Below are 26,080 nucleotides of genomic sequence, written 5' to 3'. Positions count from 1 at the left end.
TCGCTGACGTTCCCCGTAAGGAAGCCGACAGAATTCCCGCCGGACACCTCCACGGCGAGGTCCTCCTTCTCAGCGCAGTTGCTCGGCCAGTCCGACGATGATGCCCTCCGGGCCACGGATGTAGCAGAGCAGACAGCTCTCCTCGAACTGGGCGATCTCGCCGACGAGCTCGGCGCCGTGGGGTCGCAGGCGGGCAACGGTGTCCTCGAGGTCGTCGACGGCGAACATGACACGGTGCGCATGCCCAGGATGGTGCGTGCCCAGGATGTCGTGCGGCCGGCTGCGCGGCCCGGCGCTGATCGCGGCGGGGCTGCGGTACTTCGCCAGCTCGAGCCGGTTGTGACCGTCCGGGGTCCGGAGTTCTCGACATCCTCAGGCCACCGAACTCCGAAAGGGTCTGCACTGCGCCTCAGCACCGCTACGGCAGACCCGCGGGCCAGGCGCCACCATCGGGGGTGAGCGTGGCGCAGTCCGGGGGTGGCCGTTCCATGAGGACGATCAGCCGCCGTCCCCGCTTTCCGGTGATCCCTCGACGATGCGCGGCCTGCGCGTTTGGAGATGGTGCCTGCACGGCAGTGGGCCGCCGTGGTCTGTGGCTCGGGCGATGATCTCTTCCGGTCCGAGGTCGCGGTTGGCGAGTACGACCGAGTTGACCGTTGGCCGACGCATCCGGTCGTAGTGAAGGAGCATCTCTTCGGGGAGACGTGGGCACGGAGTTCACGTGTGGGTGAACGAAGGGACCGTGAGCATCGGCCGGCCGAGGATGTGCGCCATCGGCCGGGGCGGTGGTGTGTCGGTGTCCATGCCCTGACCTATCGGGCCCCGGGGGCGCAGGGCCGTGCCGAGGAGTGTCTCTCAGGGGCGGGGAAGCGCCCGGTGACGGCTCCCGACCCTGATGACTCCCCGTAGGAACCGTGACGTCGTGGCAAGGCCAAGGAGCGTTGCTCACGCACCCCAGCGGGAGGTCGAGGCCACGCGTTCGAGGAAGGTGGTGGCTGCGGGTTCGGCGCGCTCACGGAGGAACTCGCCGCCGAGCGTGTAGCGGGCGCCGGCCTGCGGGGAGCGGGTGGCGTGCCGCACGATCTCGTCGACCAGTGCGGTGACCATGTTCAGCCTCGGGTGGTCGTGGTGGACGGCCGCGCCCTGGGTGTCCGTCACGAATTCGGCTCCGATGCCGAAGTCCACCCCGATGCCGCGGCGGGTGAGATACGTCAGTACCCCGCGGCGCTCGGCGATGCCGGGTGTGGCGTGCAGGGCGATGGCTTCCCAGACCGGGTCGACCGCCTGTGCGTCGTAGCCGTGTTCGGTGAGGAACCGGGCGGCCATGTCCGCGCCCTCGACCTCGAAGCGCTCCGCGCCGGGGGCCGAGGACGAGGTGCCGAGGTCGTGCAGTACGCAGGCGTGGAAGAGGAGGTCGGGGTCGAAGTCGGTGCCGGGCTTCAGTCCTTCGTGTTCGGCCAGCAGGGCGGCGAACACGTAGCTGCGGATGCTGTGGTTGGCGACGGGCTCGCTCTCGCAGGACCGTACGTACGCGACGGCGCTGCGGGCCACTGAGGTGTCCGGCAGGGCCGGCACCGGGAGGGAATCCTTCATGGCACGACCGTAGGTGCGGATCGGATAGCGCCGTGAGTGGCATGAATGCCATGCAGCGATAGGATCGTGCCATGCAGGAGAGCCCGGCGCCCGATGTTGCGCACCACGTGGTCGTGGTGGCCCTGGAGAACGTCCTCGCCCTCGACATCGGGATCCCCCTCCAGATCTTCGGGAGCTGGAGCGGCGGACCGTACCGGCTCACCGTGTGCACCGAGCGGCCCGGAGCGGTTCCGATGCACGGCGGCCCGGCGCTCTTCGTGGAGCACGGGCTGGAGTGCCTGGAATCCGCCGACACCGTCATCGTCCCCGGGTACCTGGAGCCGGAGCAGCCGCCGGACGCGGTCACGGCCGCGCTGGCGCGGGCGGCTGCCCGCGGGGCCCGCATGGTGTCCATCTGCACCGGCGCCTTTGCCCTCGCTGCAGCCGGAGTGCTCGACGGGCGCCGGGCCACGACCCACTGGCAGTACGCCGCGGCCCTGGCCGGCCGCTTCCCCCTGGTGTCGGTGCAGCCGGAAGTGCTCTACGTCGACGAGGGGCAGGTCCTGACCTCGGCCGGCGTCGCCGCGGGTGTGGACCTGTGCCTGCACCTGATCCGCCGCGACCACGGCGCCCGCGCGGCCAATCAGCAGGCGCGCCTGCTGGTCGCCGCACCGCACCGCACGGGAGGCCAGGCCCAGTACATCGACCTCCCGGTAGGCCCGGACCGTTCCGGTTCCGACGGACTGGCTCAGCTGTGCGAGTGGGCACTGCGCAACCTGCACCACCCGCTCACCGTCGACCAACTGGCCCACCGGGCCGGGATGTCCCGCCGCACCCTCATCCGCCGCTTCCATTCCGAGACCGGTCGACCGCCCATGCGATGGCTGCTCCACGCCAGGCTCGCCCGCGCACGCGAACTCCTGGAAGCGGGGGAATCGACGGTGGAAGCCGTGGCACGCCACTGCGGCCTGGGCACCCCGGCCAACTTCCGGACGCTGTTCAAAGCCCACGCCGGCGTGGCACCCAGCGTCTACCGTGAAACCTTCCATTCCGCGCCGGCTGCAAGGGGTGCGTCCTCTCCCACTGGTCCGTGACCGGTCCGGGGCCCTCACCTCCTGGGCGACGGCGACGGCGGACCGCGACCCGCGGTTCGCCGTCGTGGATCTGCTGGAAGAGGCTGATCAGGTCGGGGGCCACCCATTCCTCGGCGATCTTGTCGCCGACCATGCGGTAGACCTCCACGCTGCGGTAGCTGACCCGCTTACCGGTCGCCTCGCCCCCTGGAACGCGGCCTGGTGCGTCCCCTCGAAGTGGAGCTCGTGGACCGGCCCTCCGTCCCTGCGCGCGGCCCCGCCTCGCGGATGCTCCGCGTCGTCGCCCTTCCCGCTCAGCTCGTACTCGCCATCTGCCCGCTGGTCGGCGTACCGGTGCCGGGCGCGGTCATCGTGGGCGCGAAGGGCCTCCTGCTGGTCATGCTCGGGGCCGAGGTCTCCGTCTGGCTGCGGCTGCGCAGGTCCGGACTGTCCGGGCGGGAGGCGCTCACACACCTGATTCCCGGGGGCGTGCTGCGGTTCGTCACCCACGAGCTGCGGCTCATGGCCAGCCTGGTCCGCTGGGTCGGCCGCCGCCGCCGGCACGGGGTCGGGGGAGCCGACGCCGTCTTCCAGCACAGCCGCGATCAAGCCGCCCTGATGTACGGCTTCACGCTCGTGTGCGTCGCCGAGACCGTCGCGGTGCGGTGCGCCCCACCTCGTCTCCGTGATACGGATGCACGCGGACGACCCCAAGTCCCTCCACACCGCCTTCGTGGCGGGACCTCCGGTCAGGCCGCCTCGTCGCCCAGTGCGGGGACCTGTTCGGCGAGCCAAGACGCGCTGATCGCGTCCAGTCCGCGGCGTCGGCGGCGCCCAGGGCGAGACCGAGACTGTGCGGGCCGTGCGATCTGCCGGGTCGGTGCCCGACGATGCGCCGAGGCTGCTGAGGCAGCCTTCTTGCAGCCCTTCCAGCGGACGGACATCGACGATCACCCGCTCAGGGTCCTGGCGATGCACACCAACTTGGCCAAGCACCGTATGCCAGCCCTCGCAGCCACCGGATCGCCACTTCGACGCCTTGGTCCGGGGTATCGGGGGAGACGCGGGCGCGCTTCAGCCCCGCCAGGCCTCTTCCACCGCTTCGCCGAGCTTGCGGCGTGTCAGCGAAGGTGACAGCAGCGCCATGCGGCCGAGCACGTGTCCCAGCCAGTCGGGGTCACCGAGGCGGTGCGCCTCGCCTGCGGCGACGACCTGTGACAGCAGTTCCTCCAGGAGGAAGGTGTCCAGGAGGCGGTAGGGGCGCGCATGCCGGTCGAAGGTCAGCTTGCGGTCCTCGTAGGGGTGACGGAGCGTCATGTCGAGGTGCCCACCACCGCGCCCTCTGAAGGGACCGGGGAGGTTGCCGAGCATGCCCAGCAGCGAGTACTGCCCGTGGTTCGGGTACCCGCGCCCGATGTAGACCCTGACCCCGAGCATGATCCTGGACCACGGGATCAGCTCGCCGCCCCCGTGGCGGCCCTGCAGGCAGAGGCCCTCTGTACGGAACTCCAGCCAGGATCCGCCGGGCCGGAGCGAATCCCCGACCACCCAGTGTCCGTTGACCAGTTGCAGTGGCCCCAAGGCCACGTGCGTATCCCCCATGGGCTCATTTGATCACACGGTCCACCCGGGCGCGGGGTGGACGAGGACCGGCGACATGTCCGCCGCCGGCCTTTGACGCGACGCCGTGCCCCGTCCGTACGGAAGAGGGGTGCCTGGGCCGTCCGCGTCCATGACGTGAGGCCGACGGCGGACGCGGTCAGGGTCGCGCAGGCGGTCGTTCGATGCGTACGAGAACCGTACCTGTGCAGCAACGCCCCGTGGATCGCTGATCCGCGCGGCGTTGATCTCCGGCCCGCCGGGGGACGGTCCGGGCGGGCCGGTGTTCAGGTGGCAGCCGTGTGGGCCTCCGGTCAGGGACGGCTCGTCAGATAGCCGCCCATGGTGGTGAAGTACTCGGTCGCGGGCAACTCCCGGCCGTCCTCGGTCCGTACGCCGGTGATGGCCAGGCCGTGGTTGCGGCCCGTGCGGGCGTCGGCCCCGGCGACGATCACCACGCCGCTGCCCTCGCGGTAGAAGATGCGGCCCGGGGTGCCGCCGTAGCGGCCCTCCGACACGACCGCGGACGTGATCTCCAGGCGCTTGCCCTTGTGGAAGGTGAAGGCGCTCGGATACGGGGCGGACTGGGCGCGGACCAGCCGCTCCAGAACATCGGCAGGCCAGTCCCAGTTGACGCGGACGTCCTCCTCGGACCGCTTGTGGAAGAAGCTGGCCTCGGAGCGGTCCTGCTTGGTGAACTCGGTCTCTCCGGCGGCGATCCGTGCCAGGGCGCCGACGGTGACCGGGGCGATCAGGTCGACCGTCTTGTGGAACAGGTCGGTGGTCGTGTCGGTGGGCCCGACCGGCACCGTGCGCTGGTCCACGATGTCGCCGGCATCGAGCACCTCGTCCATCATGTGGGCCGTGACGCCGACTTCCGGCTCGCCGTTGATGAGGGCCCAGATCAGCGGGGAGAAGCCGGCGTACTTGGGCAGCAGCGAGTCGTGGATGTTGAGGGTGCCGTGGCGGGGGAGGGTGTAGATGCGCGGCGGAATCCAGGTGCGCCAGTTGTTGGCCACGATGATGTCCGGGTCGGCCTCCTTGAGCCGCGCGAACAGTTCCTCGTCGTCGGGCCGGTTGCGGATGACCACGGGGACGCCGTGCTCCTCGGCGAGGTCGGCGACCGAGTCGCTCCAGATCTTCTCGTAGGCGTGCTCGCTCTTGGGGTGCGTCACGACCAGCACCACGTCGTGCTCGGAGTCCAGGAGCGCTTGCAGGGTGCGATGGCCCCAGGTCTGATAACCGAACATGACGACCCGCATGGGGGTTCCTCCTCAGAAGAGCGACTGACCGAGGCAAGTAAAGCAAGCCTTACCTAAGGGTGCAACGTCCCTGTGGTTCTGGGTCGGTTTGACACTTTGGCGTGCCATTTGTCCGGCCTGTCATGTCGACAGGCTGGCCGAATTAGGTTAGCTTTACCTAAGTTCCGCTCGGCTGCCGGTCACCGGTGTGCCTGGACTCCCCTTTTTCCCCACCCCGACAGGACGCCAGACGGGCGGCTGTCCCGCACGAATGGGAGTGACATGTCACAGGCTCTTCCTGGCGACGCACCACTGATCCACGACCTGATAGGTATCGGCTTCGGGCCGTCCAACGTGGCCATGGCGATCGCGCTCAGCGAGCACAACGCGAGCGTGGGAAGGCACGAGGCGGTCACCGCCCACTTCTTCGAGCAGCAGCCCCGCTTCGGTTGGCACCGTGGCATGCTCATCGACGACGCGACGATGCAAGTGTCCTTCATGAAGGACCTGGTGACGCTGCGGAACCCGAGCAGCGAGTACAGCTTCCTCTGCTACCTGCAGAGCAAGGGTCGGCTGATCGACTTCGTCAACCACAAGAACCTGTTCCCGCTCCGGGTGGAGTTCCACGACTACCTCGAATGGGCCGCGGCCAAGGTCGACGACATGGTCTCCTACGGCCACCAGGTCGTCTCCGTCGAGCCCGTGCTGCGCGACGGCGTGATCGAGTACCTCGACGTGACGGCGCGCTCCGGCGACGAGGTCGTCGTCCACCGGGCCCGCAACCTCATCGTCGGAACCGGGCTGCGCCCGGTCATGCCGGAGGGCGTCGAGCGGACCGACCACGTCTGGCACAACACCGACCTGCTGTCGAAGGTGGACGGCCTGGAAGGCACCGAGCCCACCCGATTCATCGTGGTCGGCGCCGGCCAGAGCGCCGCCGAGAACGTCGCCTACCTGCACCGCCGCTTCCCCGAGGCCGAGGTCTGCGCGGTCTTCTCCCGCTACGGCTACAGCCCCGCGGACGACAGCAGCTTCGCCAACCGGATCTTCGACCCCCAGGCGGTGGACGAGTACTTCTCGGCGCCTGAGGACGTCAAGCGTCAGCTGATGGACTACCACGGCAACACCAACTACTCCGTGGTGGACATCGACCTCATCGACGACCTGTACCGGCAGTCGTACCAGGAGAAGGTGCTCGGCACCGAGCGGCTCCGCTTCCTGAACGTCTCGCGCCTGACGGGCGTGGAGGAGACGGCCGACGGGGTCCGCGCCACCGTCAAGTCCCTCGTCACCGGCGAGGAGAACGTGCTGGACGCCGACGTCGTGGTGTGCGCCACCGGGTACCGGCAGGCGGACGGCCTGGGCCTGCTCGGCGAGGTCGCCGACCGCTGCCACCGCGACGACCAGGGCCGGATCCGGGTCGAGCGCGACTACCGGGTGACGACCGACCTCGAACTGCGCTGCGGCATCTACCTCCAGGGCGGTACCGAGCACACCCACGGCATCACCTCCTCGCTGCTGTCCAACACCGCGGTACGGGTCGGCGAGATCCTCGACTCGATCCTCGACCGGAACCTCAAGGCCGTGCCCGACCAGGCCCGTCCGGTCGCCGGTGCGGCCGGGAACGACGCCCGCCAGGCGGCCGTCTAGCGGCTCGGCTCCGGTCCCTTGCCGTGCCTGCCAGTGCCTTCGCGCCGGCGGGCACGGCAGTACTGTGTGCATGCCGCAGATCCACGAAGAAGGAACGTCCGTGCCCCCTGGTACCCGTCGCCCCACCGGCAGCCCGCCCGTCAGCCGACGCGTGATACCCGGGCGCCCCGCCGTCCGCGCCGGATGCAAGGGATGAGCCGCGTCGACATGAGTGCGACCACAGTGGAACCCGAGGCCCCTTCCCGGGTCGCGGCGGCGCGGCGACGGCGGACCGTGGGTCTGGGCGTCGTCCTCGCGGTCCTCGTGGCCGTCGCCGTGGTGTCCCTCGCCGTCGGCGCGCGTGCGCTGAGCCCCGCCGAGGCGTGGCACGGACTGTTCGGGGCGCCGGACCCGGACCAGAAGCTCTCGGAAGCCCGGCTCATCATGCGCACCGTACGGGTGCCCCGGACGGTGCTCGCGATCGTGGCGGGCATCGCGCTGGGCGTCGCCGGTGCGCTGATCCAGGGATATACGCGCAACCCCATCGCGGACACCGGCCTGCTGGGCGTGAACACCGGAGCCTCGTTCGCCGTGGTGTCGGCGATCGCCCTGTTCGGGTTCACCGACCCGTTCCAGTACGTCTGGTTCGCCTTCGCGGGCGCCGGGCTCGCCGGTGTCGTCGTGTTCGGGCTCTCCAGCATCGGTAGGGGCGCCGGCAATCCGCTGACGCTCGCTCTGGCCGGGCAGGGGGTCACGGTGTTCCTCATGGCGATGACCACGGCGGTCGCGCTGTCGGACAAGGCGGCCCTGAACGCCCTGCGGTTCTGGAACGCCGGGTCGGTGGCCGGCGTCGGCTTCGACGTCATCGGGCCGGTCACCGCCTTCATCGTGGTCGGGCTGGTGCTGGCGCTGTTCACCCTGCCCTCCGTGAACCTGCTCAACCTGGGCGACGACGTGGCGCGGGGACTGGGCGTCAACATCGCCCTGATCCGGACCGTCGGCATCGTCGCCATCACGCTGCTGGCGGGCGCGGCCACGGCGGCGTGCGGTCCCATCGCGTTCCTCGGACTCATGGTGGCGCACGTGGCCCGCTACCTGGCCGGGCCCGACTACCGCTGGCTGGTGCCGTACGCGGGTCTGCTCGGCGCGGTCGTCCTTCTGTTCTGCGACATCGTGGGACGCGTCGCGGTGCGGCCGGGTGAGCTGGACGCGGGTGTCCTCGTCGCTCTCCTCGGTGCCCCGTTCTTCGCGGTCCTGGTGTGGCGGGGAAAGTTCAAGAGCGCATGAACGTGACAGTGGTGAAGCCCCCGGCGAAGCCCGCGGGGGCGCCGGGCGTCCGGTTCGGCCGGGTGTCCTTCGCGTGGCGGCCCAGGATCGTGCTCGTCACGCTGGCGCTGACGGCGGCGACCTTCCTGGCGTTCTGTGTGTCCATCGCCGTGGGGGACTTCCCCCTCGGCCTGTCGCAGGTGGTGGCCACCCTCTTCGGCCGGGGTGAGCAGGTCGACCAGTTCGTGATCATGGACCTGCGCATGCCGCGGGCCCTGGCCGGGCTCGTCGTGGGCATCGCGCTGGGGATGGCCGGGGCGATCACCCAGTCCATCGCCCGCAACCCGCTGGCCAGTCCGGACATCCTGGGCATCACGGGCGGCGCCAGCGCGGTCGCGGTGCTGCTGGTGACGGTGTCCGGCGGAGCCACCGCCGCGGTCGTCAGCTCCGTGGGCCTGTCCGGGGCGGCGCTCGCGGGCGGTCTGTGCACGGGCCTGCTGGTGTACTTCCTGGCGTGGCGGCGCGGGGTAGACGGGTTCCGGCTCATCCTCATCGGCATCTCCGTGAGCGCCGTGATGGAGGCGATCACGACCTGGCTGCTGGTCACCGCGGACATCAGGGACGTGGCGCGGGCCCAGGCGTGGTTGGTCGGGTCCCTGGACAACCGGTCGTGGGACGAGGTGTCGGTGGCGCTCTGGGGAACCGTCGTCCTCGCGGTCGTCGTGGGGTGTTTCTCCTTCCAGTTCAAGCCGCTGCACTTCGGCGACGACGTGGCCGCGGGCCTCGGCGTCCGGTACTCGCTCGTCAGGGCCGCGATGCTGCTGTGCGCGGTGCTGCTGGCCGGCTTCGCGGTGAGCGCGGCGGGGCCGGTCCCGTTCGTCGCCATGGTGGCGCCCCAGGTGGCGATCCGTCTGACCAAGTGCCCCACGCCGCCGCTGGTGGCCTCCGCCGCGGTGGGGGCACTGCTGCTGATCGGCTCGGACCTGGTCGCCCGTACGGCACTGCCCATCAGCCTGCCCGTCGGAGTGGTCACGGCGGCGATCGGCGGCCCCTTCCTCATCTACCTCCTGGTGCGGGCGAACCGCCGCTAGGTGATAGAAAGGTTAGGCAAGCCTAAAAAAGGGGGGGCCATGGTCGCTCAGCACATCGCCGGGACCGAGTCCGGGACCGAGTCCGGGATCGAGTCCGGGATCGAGTCCGGGGCCGCAGACGTTCCGCGGTTGGCGGCCAACGGCGTCACGGTCGGGTACGGCGACCGGACCGTCATAGACGCGCTGGACGTGACGATCCCGCAGGGGGTGATCACCACGATCATCGGCCCCAACGGGTGCGGCAAATCGACCTTGTTGCGGACCCTGTCGCGGCTGCTCAAGCCGACCAGGGGATCGGTCGTGCTGGACGGCGAGGACATCGCCCGGCTGCGGACCAGGGACGTGGCGAAGAAGCTCGGCCTGCTGCCCCAGGCGCCGGTGGCGCCGGAGGGTCTGACCGTGGCCGACCTGGTCGCCAGGGGCCGCCATCCGCACCAGAGTTGGCTGCGCCAGTGGTCCTCGGACGACGCGTCCGTCGTGGAGCGCGCGCTGGCCATGACCGGGGTGGCCGACCTGGCCGACCGTCCGGTCGACTCGCTCTCCGGGGGGCAGCGTCAACGCGTCTGGATCTCGATGACCCTCGCTCAGGGCACCGACCTGCTGCTGCTCGACGAGCCCACCACCTACCTCGACCTGGCCCACGCCGTCGACGTGCTCGACCTGGTCGACGACCTGCACGAGTCGGGACGCACCGTGGTCATGGTGCTGCACGACCTCAACCTGGCCGCGCGCTACAGCGACAACCTGATCGTGATGAAGGCCGGTTCGGTGCTGGCGCAGGGTCATCCGCGCGACGTGCTGACCGCCGAGCTGCTGCACGAGGCGTTCGGTCTGCGTGCCATGGTGATCGACGATCCGGTGGGTGACCGGCCGCTCGTCGTGCCGATCGGCCGGACCCATGTCCAGAGTTCCCCTGTCCAGAGTGCGGTCGACCTAAACGAGGTTCTTACAACTTAGGGTAGGCTAACCTCATTCCCTCGGGGTAAGGTTTGCCTGCCCTTAGGTGAGGCCGCAGTGGACAGCATGAAAGCAAGGGATTTCGGATGCTCCTCGATCGAACGACTCGTATGACGCCTCTGCGGCGGCTGGCGGCGACCGTGTCCGTCGCGGCCCTGGGCGTGGGCCTCCTCGCGGGTTGCGGCTCCGACTCGGCGGACAAGGACAAGAAGGACGACAGCGCCAACGCCACCGCGGCCACCGGCGCGTTCCCCGTCACGGTCGAGCACTTCTTCGGGTCCACCGAGGTCAAGAAGGCTCCCAAGCGGGTCGTCGCCGTCGGCTACACGGATGACCAGAACATCCTCGCGTTCGGCGTCAAGCCGGTCGGCATGGTCGACCAGTACCCGAACCCGGCGGGCCAGAGCCCCGACATCAACACCCAGTGGCCCTGGGTGAAGGACAAGTGGGGCGACACCAAGCCCGAGGTCATCATGAACAACGGTGACACCGGCCCCAACTTCGAGAAGATCGCGGCCCTGCGGCCCGACCTGATCATCGCGGTCTACTCCGAGATCGACAAGGCCGGCTACGACAAGCTGTCGAAGATCGCGCCGACCGTCGGCCGCACGAAGACCGAGAAGGAGCCCTTCAGCGCTCCGTGGCAGGACAACGCCCAGCAGATCGCCAAGGCGCTCGGCAAGGCCGACGAGGGCAAGGCCATGGTCCAGGGCATCCAGGACAAGCTCGCCACGGTCAAGAAGGCGCACCCCGAGTTCGCCACCCAGACCGCCGTCTCGCTGTCCTGGTACAAGGACGCGGTCAACCCCTTCACCACCACCGACGTGCGCGGCCAGCTCCTGACCGGCATGGGCTTCAAGGGTCAGACCGAGCTCGACAAGATCTCGGGCGGCAAGTTCTCCTTCGCGATCTCCCCCGAGCGCATGGACCTGATCGACGTCGACCGCGTCTTCGTCATCAACGACAAGGCCGACACGGACGCGCTCAAGAAGTTCGACCTCTTCGCCAACCTGAAGGTCACCAAGAACAACAAGGTGTCCTACCTGCTCGACAGTGAGGGCCCGGCGGCCGGCGCGGCCATGTCGCAGGCCACCCTGCCCTCGCTGCCGTTCGCGATCGACGAGCTCGTCAAGTCGGTCGGCTAGGTGTGAGCGCCACGGAAATCCGGGTCGCCCCGGCCACCCTGCGTACGACGACCGGACGTGAAGCAGCCCGATGGGTCGTGGCGAACTGCCGCAAGATGCCCTGGCTGACGTCCGCCGCCGTACTCAGCACGGTGGCCGGGGCGGCTCTCCAGATGCTCCCCGTGCTGTTGCTCGGCCGGGTGGTCGACGGAGTGGTCGGGGGCGAACCGCGTTCGGTCCTGGTCACGATCGGCGTGTGGATGGTGGCCGCCGCGCTGCTCGGCGCGGCGGCCACCGCCGTATCGGCCTACCTGATCGGGCGGCTCGGCGCCGACCTCCTCGCGCACCTGCGCGAAGGCGCCGTCCGGGCCGTGCTGGGCATGCCCAGCGCCCGGGTCGAGCAGGTGGGCCGCGGCGACGTGCTCTCCCGGGTCGGCGACGATGTCGCCGTCCTGTCCAAGGGCATCCGCTCGGCCATTCCCACGGTGTTCTCCGCGGGGGTCCTGGTCGCCATCGCCACGGTCGGCATGTTCGGGCTCGACTGGCGGCTCGGCCTGGCGGGTGCCTGTGCGCTGCCGGCCTACGCGCTGGCCCTGCGCTGGTACCTTCCCCGGTCCGCCCCGCTCTACCAGAAGCGCGCGGTCGCCCAGGCCGAGCGCGCACAGTCACTGATCAGTGGCCTGAACGGCATCGAGACGGTACGGGCGCACCGTCTGGAGGAGTCCTTCCGCGAGAAGGTCTCCCAGGACTCGCGGCGGGTACGGGACCTCGGGATCGAGGTGTTCCACTTCTTCGGCCGGTTCGTCGGCAGGGAGAACCGCGCGGAGTTCATCGGGCTGGTCCTGATCCTCGTGGTGGGCTACGTCCTGCTGGAGACCGGTTCGGCCACGCTCGGCGAGGTGTCGGCCGCCCCGCTGGTGTTCCACCGCCTGTTCACCCCGCTGGGCGCGATCATGTTCACCTTCGACGAGGCCCAGAAGTCCGGCGCGAGCCTGACCCGGCTCGTCGGGGTGCTGTCGGAGTCCACGCAGGAGCGGCTGGTCGGCGACTCGACCGCCGTGCTGGTGGACGACGAGCGGTACCCGGTGACCGTGGAGGGGCTGACCTTCCGTTACCCCGGCGCGGACGAGCCGGTCCTGAGGGATGTCGGCCTGACGATTCCGGCGGGCGGCTCGCTGGCCCTGGTGGGTGCGACGGGCGCCGGCAAGACGACCCTGGCCGCGCTCATCGCCGGCATCGGGACCCCGCAGGCCGGGTCGGTGCGGATCGGGTCGACCGACCTCGCCGATCTGGACGAGGCCGCGGCGAGGGCGCTGGTGAGCATCCTGACCCAGGAGACGCACGTGTTCTCCGGTCCGCTCGCCGACGACCTGCGGCTGGCCGCGCCGGGAGCCACCGACGCCGAACTGATGGCCGCGCTGCGCACCGTGGGCGCGGGCCAGTGGGTCGAGGCGCTGCCCGAGGGTCTGGAGACCGCGGTCGGCGAGGGCGGTGGCCGGCTGGACGGTACCCAGGTCGCCCAGATCGCCCTGGCCCGGCTGGTGTTGGGCCGGGCGCCCGTGGTGGTGCTCGACGAGTCGACGGCGGAGGCGGGCAGCGAGGGCGCCGCCGAGCTGGAACGGGCCGTGCTCGCCGCCTGCTCCGGCCGGACCACGCTGTTCGTGGCCCACCGGCTGACCCAGGCCATGGCGGCCGACCGGATCGCCGTGCTGGATGCGGGACGCGTCGTGGAGCAGGGCACGCACGAGGAGTTGGTGGCTCTGGGCGGCCGATACGCACGACTCTGGCGGGCCTGGCGAGACGCTAGTTAGGTCGACCTAATTTAGGTTAGGCTGACCTTAGTATCTTGGAAGGGTGTTGAGTCTTCAATGGTGGAACCGAGCGCTCGTCTCGTGCTGATCTCTCCCGCGCTCCTGGCCGACGTGCGCCGGCGTACCGGCGGATATTCCGACCGGACCATCGCCGAGGCCTGCGCCATCGGACTGTCGTACTGGGCGACGGGGGAGAGCCCTGACGGCATCGACCTGACCCCCGGCACGCTCTTCGCGGACGTCCTCGGATGGGTCGACAACGGCGGCGGCGCCCCGACCGGTTGGGAGACCTCCGAAGCCGCCGCGGGCGGCATCGGAATCGCCCTCCCGGAGGGTGTCCGGCCGGCCGACGCGCAGCTCGCGCTCGACGACCTGGCGGACTTCCCGGACCGGCCCCTCGGCACCATCGGCCCGTCCGGCGTGGCGGAGCGGCTGCGGACCCTGGCCGAGTGGAACGACACCGGGGCGGACCGCGTCCGGCCGACCATCGTGGAGATGTTCCGCGAGCAGGCCCGACTCAGGCCGGACGCGGTCGCCATCATCGACGAACACCGCTCACTGACCTACCGTCAAGCGGCGGAGCTGTCCGCGCAGTTGGCCCACCACCTGATCGGGCGCGGCCTCACCGCCGAACAGGTCGTGGGCATTTCACTGGACCGCTCCGCCGAGATGGTGATCGGCCTGCTCGGTGTGCTGCAGGCGGGTGGCGCGTTCGTGCCGCTCGACCCGCAGTGGCCCGCCGCGCGCCGCGCCGTCGTCATCGACGACGCGCGGGTCGTGCTGCAGCTGGGCGTCTCCGGCGAGCACGATCCGTCCGAACCGGCCGCCGTGGCCGTCGACCTCGACGACTGGCAGTACGCGGGCCACCCCACCACGGACACCGGAATCACCGCACCCGGCAATTCCCTGGCCTACGTGATCTTCACGTCCGGCTCGACCGGCCGGCCCAAGGGCGCGATGATCCGCCACGAGGCGATCAGCGAGCGCCTGCTGTGGCAGGTCGACGAGATCCTGGGCTTCGGCCACGACGACGCCTCGCTGTTCAAGGCGCCGCTGTCCTTCGACATCTCCATCAACGAGATCTTCCTCCCGCTGGTGTGCGGCGGCCGGCTGGTCGTCCTGCGGCCCGGCGGCGAACGCGACCCGCACCACCTGCTGAGTGTGATCGCCGAGCACCGCGTCACCTTCACCTACCTCGTCTCCTCCATGCTCGACGTCCTGCTGGAGATCGCCGGGGACTCCGACCGGCTCGACAGCGTGCGGCACGTCTGGTGCGGCGGCGAGGTCCTCACCCCCGAGCTGTACGAGCGCTACCGCACCCGGCTCAACATCCCCATGTACCACGGCTACGGCCCGGCCGAGACGACCATCGGCGTCTCCCACGTCATCTACCGGGGCGAGGCGGAACGCCTGTCGACCTCCATCGGCAAGGCCAACCCCAATACCCAGCTGTACGTCCTCGACGACGAACTGCGCCCGGTCCCGGTAGGCGTCGGCGGCGAGCTCTACGTGGGCGGCTTCCTCCTGGGCCGCGGCTACGTGGGCGCACCCGGCCTGACCGCGTCGCGGTTCGTGGCCAACCCCTTCGCCGGCGACGGCTCCCGGCTGTACCGGACCGGTGACCTCGCCCGGTTCGCCCCGGACGGCTCGCTGGACTTCCTCGGCCGGGCCGACAACCAGATCAAGATCCGCGGCATGCGGCTCGAACTCGAAGACGTCGAGGTCGGCCTCGCCGAACACCCCGGGGTACGCCACACCTGCGTCATCGCGAAGAAGAACAGCGCGGGCGGCACCTACCTCGTGGGCTACGCGATCCCGGCCGCCGGAGCCGAGGATCTGCGGGCGGACCAGGTCAAGGCGTGGGCCACCGAGCACATGGTCGAGTACATGGTGCCCACCCACATCGTCGTGATGACCGAGTTCCCGCTCACCCCGAACGGCAAGCTCGACCGGCGCGCACTGCCCGAACCCGAGATCGCCACCGGCTCGTTCCTGCGGCCCTCCACCGACAACGAGCGCGCGGTCTGCGCGGCCGTCGCGTCGGTGCTGCGCCTGGAGGAGGTCGGCGTCGACCAGGACTTCTTCCAGCTCGGCGGCGACAGCATCCTCGCGATCTCGCTGCTGAGCGCACTGCGCGAAGCGGGCCTCTACGTCACCGCGCGACAGATCTTCGCCAACAGCGTCCTCGGCGCCCTCGCCGCGGTGGCCGGCCGCGAGGACGTGACCCGAGTCGACCACGGCGACGTCGCGACCGGAGCCGTCGCGGGATCGCCCATCGTGCAGTGGCTCGGCCGGACCACGGACCACATCGACGGCTTCGTACAGGCCGTCGTGCTGAACACCCCGGCGAACCTCACCGCCGACGCCCTCGGCGCCGTCCTCGACGCCGTCGTGGCCCGGCACGACATGCTGCGCGCCCGGCTCGTACGCGGTGACCGCTGGAGCTTCGACATACCCGGGGCCGACGGCATCACCGCCGGCTGGCAGCAGAGCGACCTGCCGCTCGACGCGTGCGTCGCCCTCGCCACCGGAGCGCTGGACCCGGACAACGGCGTCATGCTGCGGGCCGTCTGGCGCGGCGAGGCACGGCAACTGGTCCTCGTGGCCCACCACGTGGTCGTCGACGGCGTGTCCTGGCGGATCCTGATGGAGGACCTGGCCACCGCATGGCGCCAGATCTCCGCGGGCGAAGCGATCGCACTGCCCGCGGGGGGCACCTCCTTCCGGCGCTGGACCCAGCTCCTGGGAAGCGCCGGGTTCGACGCGGACCGCGCCCACTTCGAGCGCCCCCTGCCCGGAGCCGACGCGCCGCTCGGCCGGCGGGCACCGTCCGAGGCCGACACGGTCGAGCGGGAGCGGGACCGGACCGTCACGGTCGGACCCGAGGTCACGGCCGCGCTGCTGGGCGAGGTCCCGGCGAAGTTCCACGCGGGCGTCAACGACGTCCTGCTGACCGCCCTCGCCGTCACCCTCGCCCGGTGGCGCCGCGGCCGCGGCCAGGACCAGACCTTCGCCCACATCGAACTCGAAGGCCACGGACGCGAAGGCCGCCACGTCGCGGGCGCCGCGGGCATCGAGCCGGAGCTGTCGCGGACCGTCGGCTGGTTCACGACCCTGTTCCCGGTGACCGTGGACCCCGGCACGACCGGCGACTTCACGGCGCCCGAGTACCTCGCCGCCGCGCTCAAGGCGGTCAAGGAGGACCTCGCCCGGGTACCGGGCAACGGCGTCTCCTACGGCGCCCTGCGCTACCTGGCCGGCGCCGCCTTCACGACCCCGCCGCCCCAGGTCCTGTTCAACTACCTGGGCCGCTTCGACGCGGGCGCGTCCGGCGACTGGCAGCTCTCCCGAACCACCGGTCAGCTCGGCGAGAAGCGCGACCCGAGGATGCGCCTGCCGCGCGCCCTGGAGTTCAACGCGATCGCCGAACCCGCCGCCACCGGCGAGTACGAACTCGTCACCACCATCTCCTGGCCCGACGGGATGTTCACCGACGAGGACGTCGAAGCGATCGGCGGATACTTCCAGGAGGCCCTCACCGGCCTGGCCGCGCTCGACCAGGGCGGCCACTCGCCCAGCGACTTCCCGCTGGTGCGGCTGACCCAGGCCGACGTCGACGCCCTGGACGGCCCCGAGCTGCGTGCCATCCTGCCCCTGACCCCGCTGCAGGAAGGCCTGTACTTCCACTCGGTCTTCGACGACGACTCCGCCGGCAGCTACGTCGAACAGCAACTGCTGACGCTGGAAGGCGAACTCGACGCCGACCGCCTGGCGGCCGCCGCCACCCGGCTGCTCACCCTGTACCCGAACCTGGCCGCACGCTTCCAGGCCCTCGCCGACGGCCGCGTCGTCTCCGTACTGGAATCCGGCGCCGAGGCGCCCTTCAGCACGCTGGAGCGGCCCGGCATCACCGACGAGGAGCTGCGCGAGTACGCCGAGCGGGACCGTCGCGCCGGATTCGACCTGGCCACCGGCCCGCTGATGCGGTTCACGCTGCTCCGCGACCCGGACACCGGCCGCGACGTCCTGGTGCAGACCGTCCACCACATCATCGCCGACGGCTGGTCGGTGCCCCCGATGCTGCGCACGCTGCTCGCCGAGTACCACGCGCCCGGCAGCATGTACCCGCTCAGCGGCTTCTCCGACTACGTCGGCTGGCTCGCCGGCCGCGACGCCGAGGAGAGCGACCGGGTGTGGGGAGCCGAGCTCGCCGAGCTGCCCGGCCCCTCGCTGGTGGCCAGGGAGCACACCCCGTCCGACCGGTTCGCCGACACCTCGGTGGAACCGGTGGAGGACATCGACGCGGCCGCCCGTTCGGCCGGCGTGCCGCTCAGCGTGGCCGTGCACAGCGCCTGGGCGGTGACCCTGGGCGGCATCCTGCACTCCGACGACGTGGTCTTCGGCTCCACCGTCTCCGGCCGCGACGCCGACGTGGCCGGCATCGAGGACATGGTCGGCCTGTTCATCAACACCGTCCCGCTGCGTGCGCGGTGGGCCGCCGCCACCACGGCGCGCGAGCTGCTCACCTCGGTGCGCGAGCACCAGGGCGCGGTACTGCCGCACCAGCACGTCTCACTGGCCCGGATCGGCCGTCAGGCCGGCGTCGGCTCCCTCTTCGACACCCTCGTCGTCTTCGACGTGGCGACCGACGTGGCCGCCCTGCGCCGCACCGGCGACACCCTGGCCGTCACCGGCCTCGTCAACGAGGGAGCCCCGCACTACCCGCTGACCCTGGTCGTGGAACGGGCCCTCGACGGGCGCCCGCGCTTCAACCTGATCTACGACGGCGAACTGCTCGGCGAGAGCGGAGCCCAGGAGATCCTGAACCGGTTCGCACACACCCTCACCGGCCTGCTCACCCGGCCGGACGCCCCGGTCGGCGACCTGGCGCCGGAGGGAACCCGCGGGCCCGCACGGATCACCCCGACCACCCTCGGCGCACTGTTCGACGCCGCCGCGCACCGCGACCCGGCGGCCACCGCCGTCACCCAGTGCGCGCTCGACGGCACCACCCGCTCGCTGACCTACGGCGAACTCGCCGCCGCCAAGGACGAACTGGCCGCCGCCCTGCGCGCGGCCGGGGTCCGGCCGGGCCGACGCGTGGCCGTGGCCGTCCCGCGCACCATCGAGCAGGTCGTCGCCCTCGTCGCGATCGTCAGCGCGGGCGGCGCGTACGTACCGCTCGACCCGGCCTACCCGGACGACCGGCTGGAGTACGTCCTCGGCGACGCCGCTCCGCAGGCCGTCCTCGTGGACCCCGGCCAGCGCGCACGCTTCACCGCCCTGCTGGAGCGGGCGGGCGTCGCCGCCCGGGTGCTCGTACAGGGCGACGAACCGCCTCAGGACTCCGTCGCCGCGGACGCCGAGGCGGTCGCCGTCGACTGGCACGACCCGGCGTACGTGATCTACACCTCGGGATCCACCGGCAAGCCCAAGGGCGTCGTCGTCCCGCACTCCAGCGTGGTGGCACTGCTCGCCAACACCCAGCCGGACATGGACTTCGGCCCGGACGACGTGTGGGTGCAGTTCCACTCCTACTCCTTCGACTTCGCGGTCTGGGAGCTGTGGGGCGCCCTCGCGCACGGCGGCGAGCTGCTCCTCCCCGACTACGGGCTGACCCGCTCCCCGGTCGACTTCCACCGCCTGGTCCGCGAGCGCGGCGTGACCGTGCTCAACCAGACGCCCTCGGCCTTCTACCAGTTCGTCGAGGCCGACCGGCACGCCGGCGAACCGCTGCCCGCCCTGCGCCGGGTCGTCTTCGGCGGCGAGGCGCTGGACCTCGGACGGCTGCGCGGCTGGGTCGAGCGGCACGGCGCCGCCTCGCCCGAGCTCGTCAACATGTACGGGATCACCGAGACCACGGTCCACGTGACCCACCGGGTGCTGACCGACGGGGACTTCGCCCTCGGCGACGACGTCAGCCCCATCGGCGGCCCCATCCCCGGCCTCTCCACCTACCTGCTCGACGACCGGCTCCGGCCCGTGCCGCCGGGCGTGGTGGGCGCCATCTACGTGGCCGGCGACCAGGTGTCCCTCGGCTACCTGGGCCGGCCGGGCCTCACCGCGGGCCGGTTCGTGGCGAACCCGTTCGCGAGCGACGGCTCCCGCATGTACCACACGGGCGACCTCGCCGTCCGTACCCTCGACGGCGAGCTGGAGTTCACCGGCCGCGCCGACGACCAGGTACAGCTCAAGGGCTTCCGCATCGAGCTGGGCGAGGTCGAGTCCGCGCTGCGGCACCTCGACGGAGTCGTCGACGTCGCCGTCACCGTGGCCGACAGCGGCGACCACCTGGTCGCCCACGTCGTGGGCCGGGTACCCGGCGACATCGCGGACCTCACGGCGCGCCTCACGGCGAAGCTGCCCGCGCACATGGTGCCGGGCCGGGTCCTGTCCGTGGACTCCCTGCCGCTGACCGTCAACGGCAAGCTGGACCGCAAGGCCCTGGTCGCGGCGGCCGCGCAGGACGACACCCCGGTGGCCGCCACCGGTTCCGGGCTCGCCTCGCTGATCGGCATCTTCGCCGACACGCTGTCCCACCCGGACGTCGACGCCGACACCGACTTCTTCGGCGCCGGGGGCGACAGCATCAGCGCCATCACCGTGGTCAACCGGGCCCGGGCGCTCGGCCTGCCGATCGCCCCCCGCGACGTCTTCCTCCTGAAGACGCCGCGGGCCCTCGCCGCGCTCCTCGCCCAGCGCGCCCCGCAGGACCGGGGCTCCGCCCCCGCGCCCGCCCCGGCACGCCGCGAGGACGGCCCGGTGGCGCCCACGCCGATCCTCCTGCGCCAGCGCGAGCTGGGCGGATCCCTCGCCCGGTTCGCCCAGGCCAGGACCGTGGACGTGGCCGAAGGAACCGCCTTCGCCGACATCGAGCGCGCCGCGAACGCCGTGCTGGCCGCCCACCCGGCCCTGCGGATGCGCCTGCACGCCGAGCACGGTGTGTGGACCCTGCGCACCGAACCCGCCCGCGAGGCCACCGTCGTCCGCGCGGACACCGCCGACACCACCGCCGCCGCCAACGAGGCCGCCGGACGGCTCGACCCCGAGACCGGGGACGTCACCGCCTTCACCTGGCTCGCGGCGACCGGCACCCTCGTGGTCACCGTGCACCACATCGCGGTCGACTCGGTCTCCTGGCTGATCCTGCTGGACGACCTGGCCGCCGCCCTGCGCGGGGAGACCCTCGCGCCGGCGACCACCTCCTACGCGGAGTACGCCGAGGCACTGACCCTGCGGTCCACCGCCGGCGCCGACGACCTGGGGCACTGGATCACCACCCTCCAGGCGCCCCCGCTGCTCCCCGAGTTCGGCGGGCCGCGCGACACCACCGTGGTGCGCGAAACCACCGTGGTCCTCGATCCCGAGGCGAGCGACCGGGTGACGCGCACCGCGCCCGCCGCGCTCGGCGTCGCGCTCACCGAGCTGCTGTGCGGAGCCCTGCGCACCGCCCTGACCCGGATCCAGCCGTCGCCCACGGATCTCGCGATCGAACTGGAGCGGCACGGCCGGGTGGCGGTGGCGGAGCACCACGACTACACCCGTACGGTCGGCTGGTTCACCGCCATCGCGCCCGTCCGGCTCACCGCGCACACCGACCCGATCGCGGCCGCCCGCGAGCTCGCGGCGCGTCAGTCCGACGAGTCCGGGCACCTCGCCTACGGCCGGCTCCGCTACCTCAACCCGCAGACGGCCCCGCTGCTGACCGCCCGGCCACAGGTGCTGTTCAACTACCTCGGCCGCGGCAGCGAGTCCCAGGTGCCGCACATCACCGGCGGTGACCAGGGCAGCCCGTACGCCGTGGAGGTCAACGCCTGGACCGACGCGGCCACCGGCAGCCTGCACGCGGCCTTCACCCTCGCCGAGGAGATCCCCGACGAGCTCACCGCGCACTGGCTGCACGCCCTGGAAACCCTCGCGGAAGCCTCCGCGACGGCGGAGCGCACGGCGCCCGTCACCGCGCTCCAGCGGGGCCTCTTCTTCCAGGCCCAGCTGGCGGGCTCGGCCGGACACTACGTCGCGCAGAGCTACTTCGCCCTCGACCGCCGCCTCGACACCGACGCGCTGGCCGAGGCCATGGCCTGCGTGATGTCCCGGCACCCGGTCGTCGGCGCCGGTTTCACCACCGACGACGACGGCAACGCGGTCCAGGTCCTCAAGGCGGGCCGGCGGGTCGGCGTCCACACGGTCGAGCTGTCGACCGACGAGGAGGTCGAAGCCCTGCGCGTCCAGGACCGCAACACCGGATTCGACCCGGCCGAGCCGCCGCTGATCAGGCTCACCGTGATCCGGCGGCCCGACGGCCGCGACGGACTGCTCCTCAGCTACCACCTGCTGCTGTGGGACGGCTGGTCCCGCGCGATCGTGCTGCGCGACCTGTTCGAGGCCTACCGGGCCGTACGCGCGGGCGAGCGGCCGGACGCCACCCAGGCCGTCCCCCGCTTCGAGGACCACGCCCGGGCGCTCGCCGCCAAGGACCCGGCCGTCTCCGAGCGGTTCTGGGCCGAGCAGCTGGCCGGGCTCTCCGGCCCGACGCTGCTCGCCGGACCGGCGCCGGCCCTCTCCGACGACCTGCCGCCCGCGCTCCTGCACACGCTCTCGGCCGAACAGTCGGACCTCCTGCGGGAGACCGCCAAGGCGCACGGCGTCACCCTGAACTCGGTCCTCACCGGCGCCTTCGGACTGCTCCTCGGCGCCCACACCGGCCGCAGCGACGCCGTGTTCGGCGTCACCGTCTCCGGCCGCGAGGGCGAGGGGCTGTCCGACATCGTCGGTGTGCTGCTGAACACCGTGCCCATGTGGACGCGGGCCCGGCCGCACGACACGGTCCGGGAGTACCTGTCGGCCGTACAGACCGCCCGGGTCGACGCGATGGAGCACGAGCACCTGGGGCTCGGCGAGATCCAGCGCGCCAGCGGCCACGACACCCTGTTCGACAACCTGTTCGTGCTCCAGAACTTCCTGGACATGGACGCGCTCGGCGAGATGAACGCCCGCCACGGCATCACCGAGGTGAAGTCGGACGACTCCACCCACTACCCCTTCACCTGGGTCGTCACGCCCGGCGACCGGCTCACGGTCAAGCTGGAGCACCGCCACGGCGACAGCGCCGACGCCCGTCGCCTCCTCGACGACTACGTCGGACTGCTCCAGGACCTGGCCCGGTCCACCGGACCGGTGGGCGCGCTGCCCGGCCTCGGGCCGGTGCCCGGGCCCGCGGTCCGCACGGACATCGGCACCGACACGGTGGTCGACCGCTTCGACCGGGCCGCGGACCGCGCACCCGAGCGGATCGCCCTCGTCGCGCACGGCCGGAGCCTGACCTTCGCCGAACTCCAGAGCCGCAGCCGCCTGCTGGCCGGCGTGCTGGCCGGGCGCGGCATCGGCCCGGAGCGGACCGTGGGCCTGGCGATCCCGCGCACCCTGGACTGGATCGTGGCGCTGTTCGCCGTACTGCGCACCGGTGCGGGGTACGTGCCGCTGGAGCTGGACCACCCGGACGAGCGGATCGCCACGATCGTCGCGGACGCCCGGCCCGAGGTGATCCTCACCGTCAGTTCCGTCTCGCCCCGGCTGACCGGCGACCTGATCGAGCTGGACCGGCCCCTTCCGGAGGCCGAGCCGTTCGTGACGTTCACGCCGGACGACCCGGACCGGCTGCGCCACCCCGCGTACACGATCTACACCTCCGGTTCGACGGGGAAGCCCAAGGGCGTCGTGACCGAGTACGCCGGACTCACCAACATGCTGATCAACCACCAGCGCCGCATCTTCGAACCGGTGCTGGCGGAGCACGGCGACCGCATCTTCCGGATCGCGCACACCGTGTCGTTCGCCTTCGACATGTCGTGGGAGGAGCTGCTGTGGCTCGCCGACGGCCACGAGGTGCACATCTGCGACGAGGAACTGCGCCGCGACGCGCCCGCCCTGGTCGACTACTGCCATGAGCACGGGATCGACGTCATCAACGTGACCCCGACCTACGCGCAGCAGCTGGTGGCCGAGGGCCTGCTCGACGCCCCGGACCGGCGCCCCCCGCTGGTGCTGCTCGGCGGCGAGGCGGTCACCCCGACGCTGTGGCAGCGGCTCGCCGAGACCGAGGGAACGGTCGGCTACAACCTGTACGGACCCACCGAATACACCATCAACACCCTGGGAGTCGGCACCTTCGAGTGCCAGGACCCGGTGGTGGGCGTGGCGATCGACAACACCGAGGTGTTCGTCCTGGACCCGTGGCTGCGGCCGCTGCCGGACGGCGTCCCCGGCGAGCTCTACGTCTCGGGCATCGGCATCGCCCGCGGGTACCTCGGCCAGTCGGCCCAGACCGCGCACCGGTTCGTCGCGTCCCCCTTCGGTGAGCCCGGCGAGCGCATGTACCGCACCGGTGACCTGGTGATCCGGCGGCCGGACGGCAACCTGATGTACCTCGGTCGCACCGACCAGCAGGTCAAGATCCGGGGCCACCGCGTGGAGTTGGGCGAGGTCGAGGCCGCGTTCGCCGCGCACCCGGCGGTACGGTTCACCGCCGCGGTCGCCCAGCCCGACCCGCAGGTCGACGGCGCCTACCGGCTGGCCGCGTACCTCGTGCTCGCCCCCGGCTCCGACCTGGCGGCGGTCGCCGCCGAAGCGGGCGCCGGACTGCCGGACTACATGCGCCCGACGCACTACGCTCAGGTCGACAGCATCCCGCTCACGGTGAACGGGAAGGCCGACACCAAGGCGCTGCCGGAGCCCAAGCCGCTGGGCGCGCTGACCACTTCGGGCGAGCGCGGCCCGGAGACCGAGACCGAGACCGTGGTCTGCGAGTTCTTCGCGGAGGCCCTGGACCTGGACGACGACGAGGTGAGCGCGGTGGGCGACTTCGTCTCCCTCGGAGGACACTCCATGCTGGCCGTACGCCTGGTCGGACTCCTGCGCCGTGAATTCGGCCCCGTGATCACCATCCGTGACATGCTCACCCTGCGAACCCCCGAAGCGATTGCCCGGCACCTCGATGACAACTCCTGACGTCCAGGGATCCCGCCGCCCGGGATCCGACATCCTCCGCACCGCCATACGCCGCAATCGCGGTGCCATGCTCTGGGGCACCGTCCTCATGGGCCTGTACCAGGCGGGCGAGACCGCCTTCCCGATCGCTCTCGGCCTGATCGTCGACCACACGATGCGCCAACGGAGCCCGGAGGCGCTCGCCCTCTCGATCGCCGCGCTGGCCGTGATCATCACGACGGTGTCGCTGTCGTGGCGGTTCGGGATGCGCATCCTGCAGAAGGCCAACACGACCGAGGCCCACGAGTGGCGGGTGCGGGTCGCGGCCTGCGGCCTCCAGCCGGTGGCCCGGGACGTGGACCTCAAGTCCGGCGAGGTGCTCACCATCGCCACCGAGGACGCCGACCAGACCGCCGACATCGTCGAGGTCGTGCCGATACTGATCAGCTCCTCGGTCGCGGTGCTGGTCGCGGCGGTCGCGCTGAGCCTGGCGGACCTGCGGCTCGGCCTGCTGGTCATGGTGGGTACGGTCGCGATCCTCTCGACCCTCAGCGTGATGTCGAAGCGGATCGGCAGCAGCACCAAGGAGCAGCAGGCCAGGGTGGCGCGGGCAGGCGCGAAGGTCGCCGACCTGATCACCGGCCTGCGCCCGCTGCACGGCTTCGGCGGCAACCAGGCGGCGTTCCGGTCCTACCGGAAGGTCAGTTCGGAGGCGAAGGAGCAGGCGATCACGGTCGCCCGGGTGAACGGGGCCTACACGGGCGCCGCGCTGGCCCTGAACTCGATCCTCGCGGCCGCGGTGACCCTCACCGCCGGTTGGCTGGCCTTCGACGGGCAGATCAGCATCGGTGAGCTCGTCATGGCCGTGGGCCTGGCGCAGTTCATCATGGAACCGCTCAGGCTGTTCTCGGACATGCCGAAGTACGTGATGATGGCGCGCGCTTCGGCGGAGCGGATGGCCCTGGTGCTGTCCGCCCCGCCGGTGGCGGCCCCGGGGACGGCGCGACCGGCCCCCGGTGGGGACCTGGAGATCGACTGTGTCCGGTACGAGTCCCTCCAGGGCCTGAAGTTCCACGTCCCGGCGGGCGAGTTCACGGCGATCACGGTCTACCAGCCGGGGGCGGCGGCGGAGCTCGCCTCGATCCTGGCCGTGAACGTACCGCCGGCCGCGTACGGCGGAGCGGTGCGGCTCGGCGGACAGGACCTGGCGGAGCTGGCGGTCGAGGCGGTCCGCGAACACATGCTGGTGAACCCGTACGACGGGGAGATCTTCGCGGGAACCCTCCGCACGAACATCGACCCGTCGGGCACCAGCGGCTCGATCGCCGAGGCCGTCGAGGCGTCCATGCTGACCGATGTCGTCGCCCTGCACCGGCAGGGACTCGACTACGAGGTGCGCGACCGCGGCGCGAACCTCTCCGGGGGCCAGCGCCAGCGCCTCTCGCTGGCCCGGGCCCTGGCCGCGGACTCCGACGTGCTCGTCCTGCGGGACCCCACGACGGCCGTGGACGCGGTCACCGAGCAGCTCGTCGCACGCAACATCGCGAAGCTGCGCAGGGGCCGGACCACCGTCGTCATCACCAGCAGCCCGGCGCTGCTGGACGCCGCCGACCGGGTCCTCGTCGTGGACGAGGGAGTCGTCACGGTCGAAGGCACGCACCGGCACCTGCTGGCCACCGACCCGGCGTACTGCATGGCGGTGACGCGGTGAGCCGGTGGATCCGTTGACCG

Annotated in this window: 13 protein-coding genes and 2 pseudogenes; 9 read left to right on the top strand and 6 right to left on the bottom strand. The window is 71.4% G+C overall.

All coding sequences use genetic code 11. The features are described 5' to 3' along the window. Window positions 1-69: 69 nt before the first annotated feature. A pseudogene (locus tag ACIBEA_RS05720) lies at window positions 70-360 on the bottom strand (VOC family protein); the annotation flags it as partial. 585 nt (window positions 361-945) lie between these two features. Next, the gene (locus ACIBEA_RS05715; protein WP_399258336.1) at window positions 946-1,593 is read right to left on the bottom strand and encodes an HD domain-containing protein; all 648 of its coding nucleotides are present in this window, start codon (window positions 1,591-1,593) and stop codon (window positions 946-948) included. Window positions 1,594-1,664: 71 nt separating this feature from the next. On the opposite strand from ACIBEA_RS05715, the gene ACIBEA_RS05710 reads away from it, so the two are divergent. Then, window positions 1,665-2,666: a GlxA family transcriptional regulator gene (locus ACIBEA_RS05710; RefSeq protein WP_399258333.1), complete on the top strand. Its 1,002-nt coding sequence runs from the start codon at window positions 1,665-1,667 to the stop codon at window positions 2,664-2,666. On the opposite strand, the pseudogene ACIBEA_RS05705 reads toward ACIBEA_RS05710, so the two are convergent. The 4 genes and pseudogenes from ACIBEA_RS05705 to ACIBEA_RS05690 form a co-directional block, all read right to left on the bottom strand. Further along, window positions 2,572-2,835 (bottom strand): annotated as a pseudogene (locus ACIBEA_RS05705) (hypothetical protein); the annotation flags it as partial. The gene ACIBEA_RS05710 and the pseudogene ACIBEA_RS05705 overlap by 95 nt on opposite strands. A 124-nt stretch (window positions 2,836-2,959) precedes the next feature. Next, entirely contained in the window at window positions 2,960-3,115 is a 156-nt protein-coding gene (locus ACIBEA_RS05700; RefSeq protein WP_399258331.1) for a hypothetical protein, read from the bottom strand. A 604-nt stretch (window positions 3,116-3,719) separates the two neighbouring features. Next, complete coding sequence (locus tag ACIBEA_RS05695; protein ID WP_399258328.1) at window positions 3,720-4,232, bottom strand: hypothetical protein; 513 nt, start codon at window positions 4,230-4,232, stop codon at window positions 3,720-3,722. Window positions 4,233-4,558: 326 nt separating this feature from the next. Then, a complete protein-coding gene (locus ACIBEA_RS05690) occupies window positions 4,559-5,506 on the bottom strand; it encodes a methionyl-tRNA formyltransferase (RefSeq protein ID WP_399258326.1) in 948 nt (315 codons plus the stop codon). A gap of 261 nt (window positions 5,507-5,767) precedes the next feature. On the opposite strand from ACIBEA_RS05690, the gene ACIBEA_RS05685 reads away from it, so the two are divergent. The 8 genes from ACIBEA_RS05685 to ACIBEA_RS05650 all read left to right on the top strand — a co-directional run bounded on the left by ACIBEA_RS05685 (window position 5,768) and on the right by ACIBEA_RS05650 (window position 26,060). Then, window positions 5,768-7,135, top strand: a complete 1,368-nt coding sequence (locus tag ACIBEA_RS05685; RefSeq protein ID WP_399258324.1) for a lysine N(6)-hydroxylase/L-ornithine N(5)-oxygenase family protein — start codon at window positions 5,768-5,770, stop codon at window positions 7,133-7,135. 207 nt (window positions 7,136-7,342) lie between these two features. Further along, window positions 7,343-8,401 (top strand): FecCD family ABC transporter permease, encoded by a 1,059-nt coding sequence (locus ACIBEA_RS05680; RefSeq protein WP_399258322.1) that lies wholly within the window; start codon window positions 7,343-7,345, stop codon window positions 8,399-8,401. Continuing rightward, complete coding sequence (locus ACIBEA_RS05675) at window positions 8,398-9,471, top strand: FecCD family ABC transporter permease (protein ID WP_399258320.1); 1,074 nt, start codon at window positions 8,398-8,400, stop codon at window positions 9,469-9,471. The genes ACIBEA_RS05680 and ACIBEA_RS05675 overlap by 4 nt, the downstream gene beginning before the upstream one ends. Before the next feature lie 39 nt (window positions 9,472-9,510). Further along, the gene (locus tag ACIBEA_RS05670) at window positions 9,511-10,428 is read left to right on the top strand and encodes an ABC transporter ATP-binding protein (RefSeq protein WP_399258318.1); all 918 of its coding nucleotides are present in this window, start codon (window positions 9,511-9,513) and stop codon (window positions 10,426-10,428) included. 86 nt (window positions 10,429-10,514) lie between these two features. Continuing rightward, window positions 10,515-11,573, top strand: coding sequence for an iron-siderophore ABC transporter substrate-binding protein (locus ACIBEA_RS05665; RefSeq protein WP_399258316.1), 1,059 nt, complete (start codon window positions 10,515-10,517; stop codon window positions 11,571-11,573). Window positions 11,574-11,575: 2 nt separating this feature from the next. Next, window positions 11,576-13,363 carry an ABC transporter ATP-binding protein gene (locus ACIBEA_RS05660; RefSeq protein WP_399258314.1) on the top strand — a complete coding sequence of 596 codons (1,788 nt, stop codon included), beginning with the start codon at window positions 11,576-11,578 and terminating at the stop codon, window positions 13,361-13,363. Window positions 13,364-13,420: 57 nt separating this feature from the next. Then, entirely contained in the window at window positions 13,421-24,370 is a 10,950-nt protein-coding gene (locus ACIBEA_RS05655) for an amino acid adenylation domain-containing protein (RefSeq protein WP_399258312.1), read from the top strand. Further along, entirely contained in the window at window positions 24,357-26,060 is a 1,704-nt protein-coding gene (locus ACIBEA_RS05650; protein WP_399258310.1) for an ABC transporter ATP-binding protein, read from the top strand. Before ACIBEA_RS05655 ends, ACIBEA_RS05650 begins: the two co-directional genes overlap by 14 nt. Window positions 26,061-26,080 lie beyond the last annotated feature (20 nt).

Origin of the sequence: Streptomyces sp. NPDC051555 (assembly GCF_044454405.1) — a bacterium.
In the GTDB taxonomy this organism is placed as follows: Bacteria; Actinomycetota; Actinomycetes; order Streptomycetales; family Streptomycetaceae; genus Streptomyces.
This window is presented reverse-complemented; position numbering and strand designations above follow the sequence as displayed.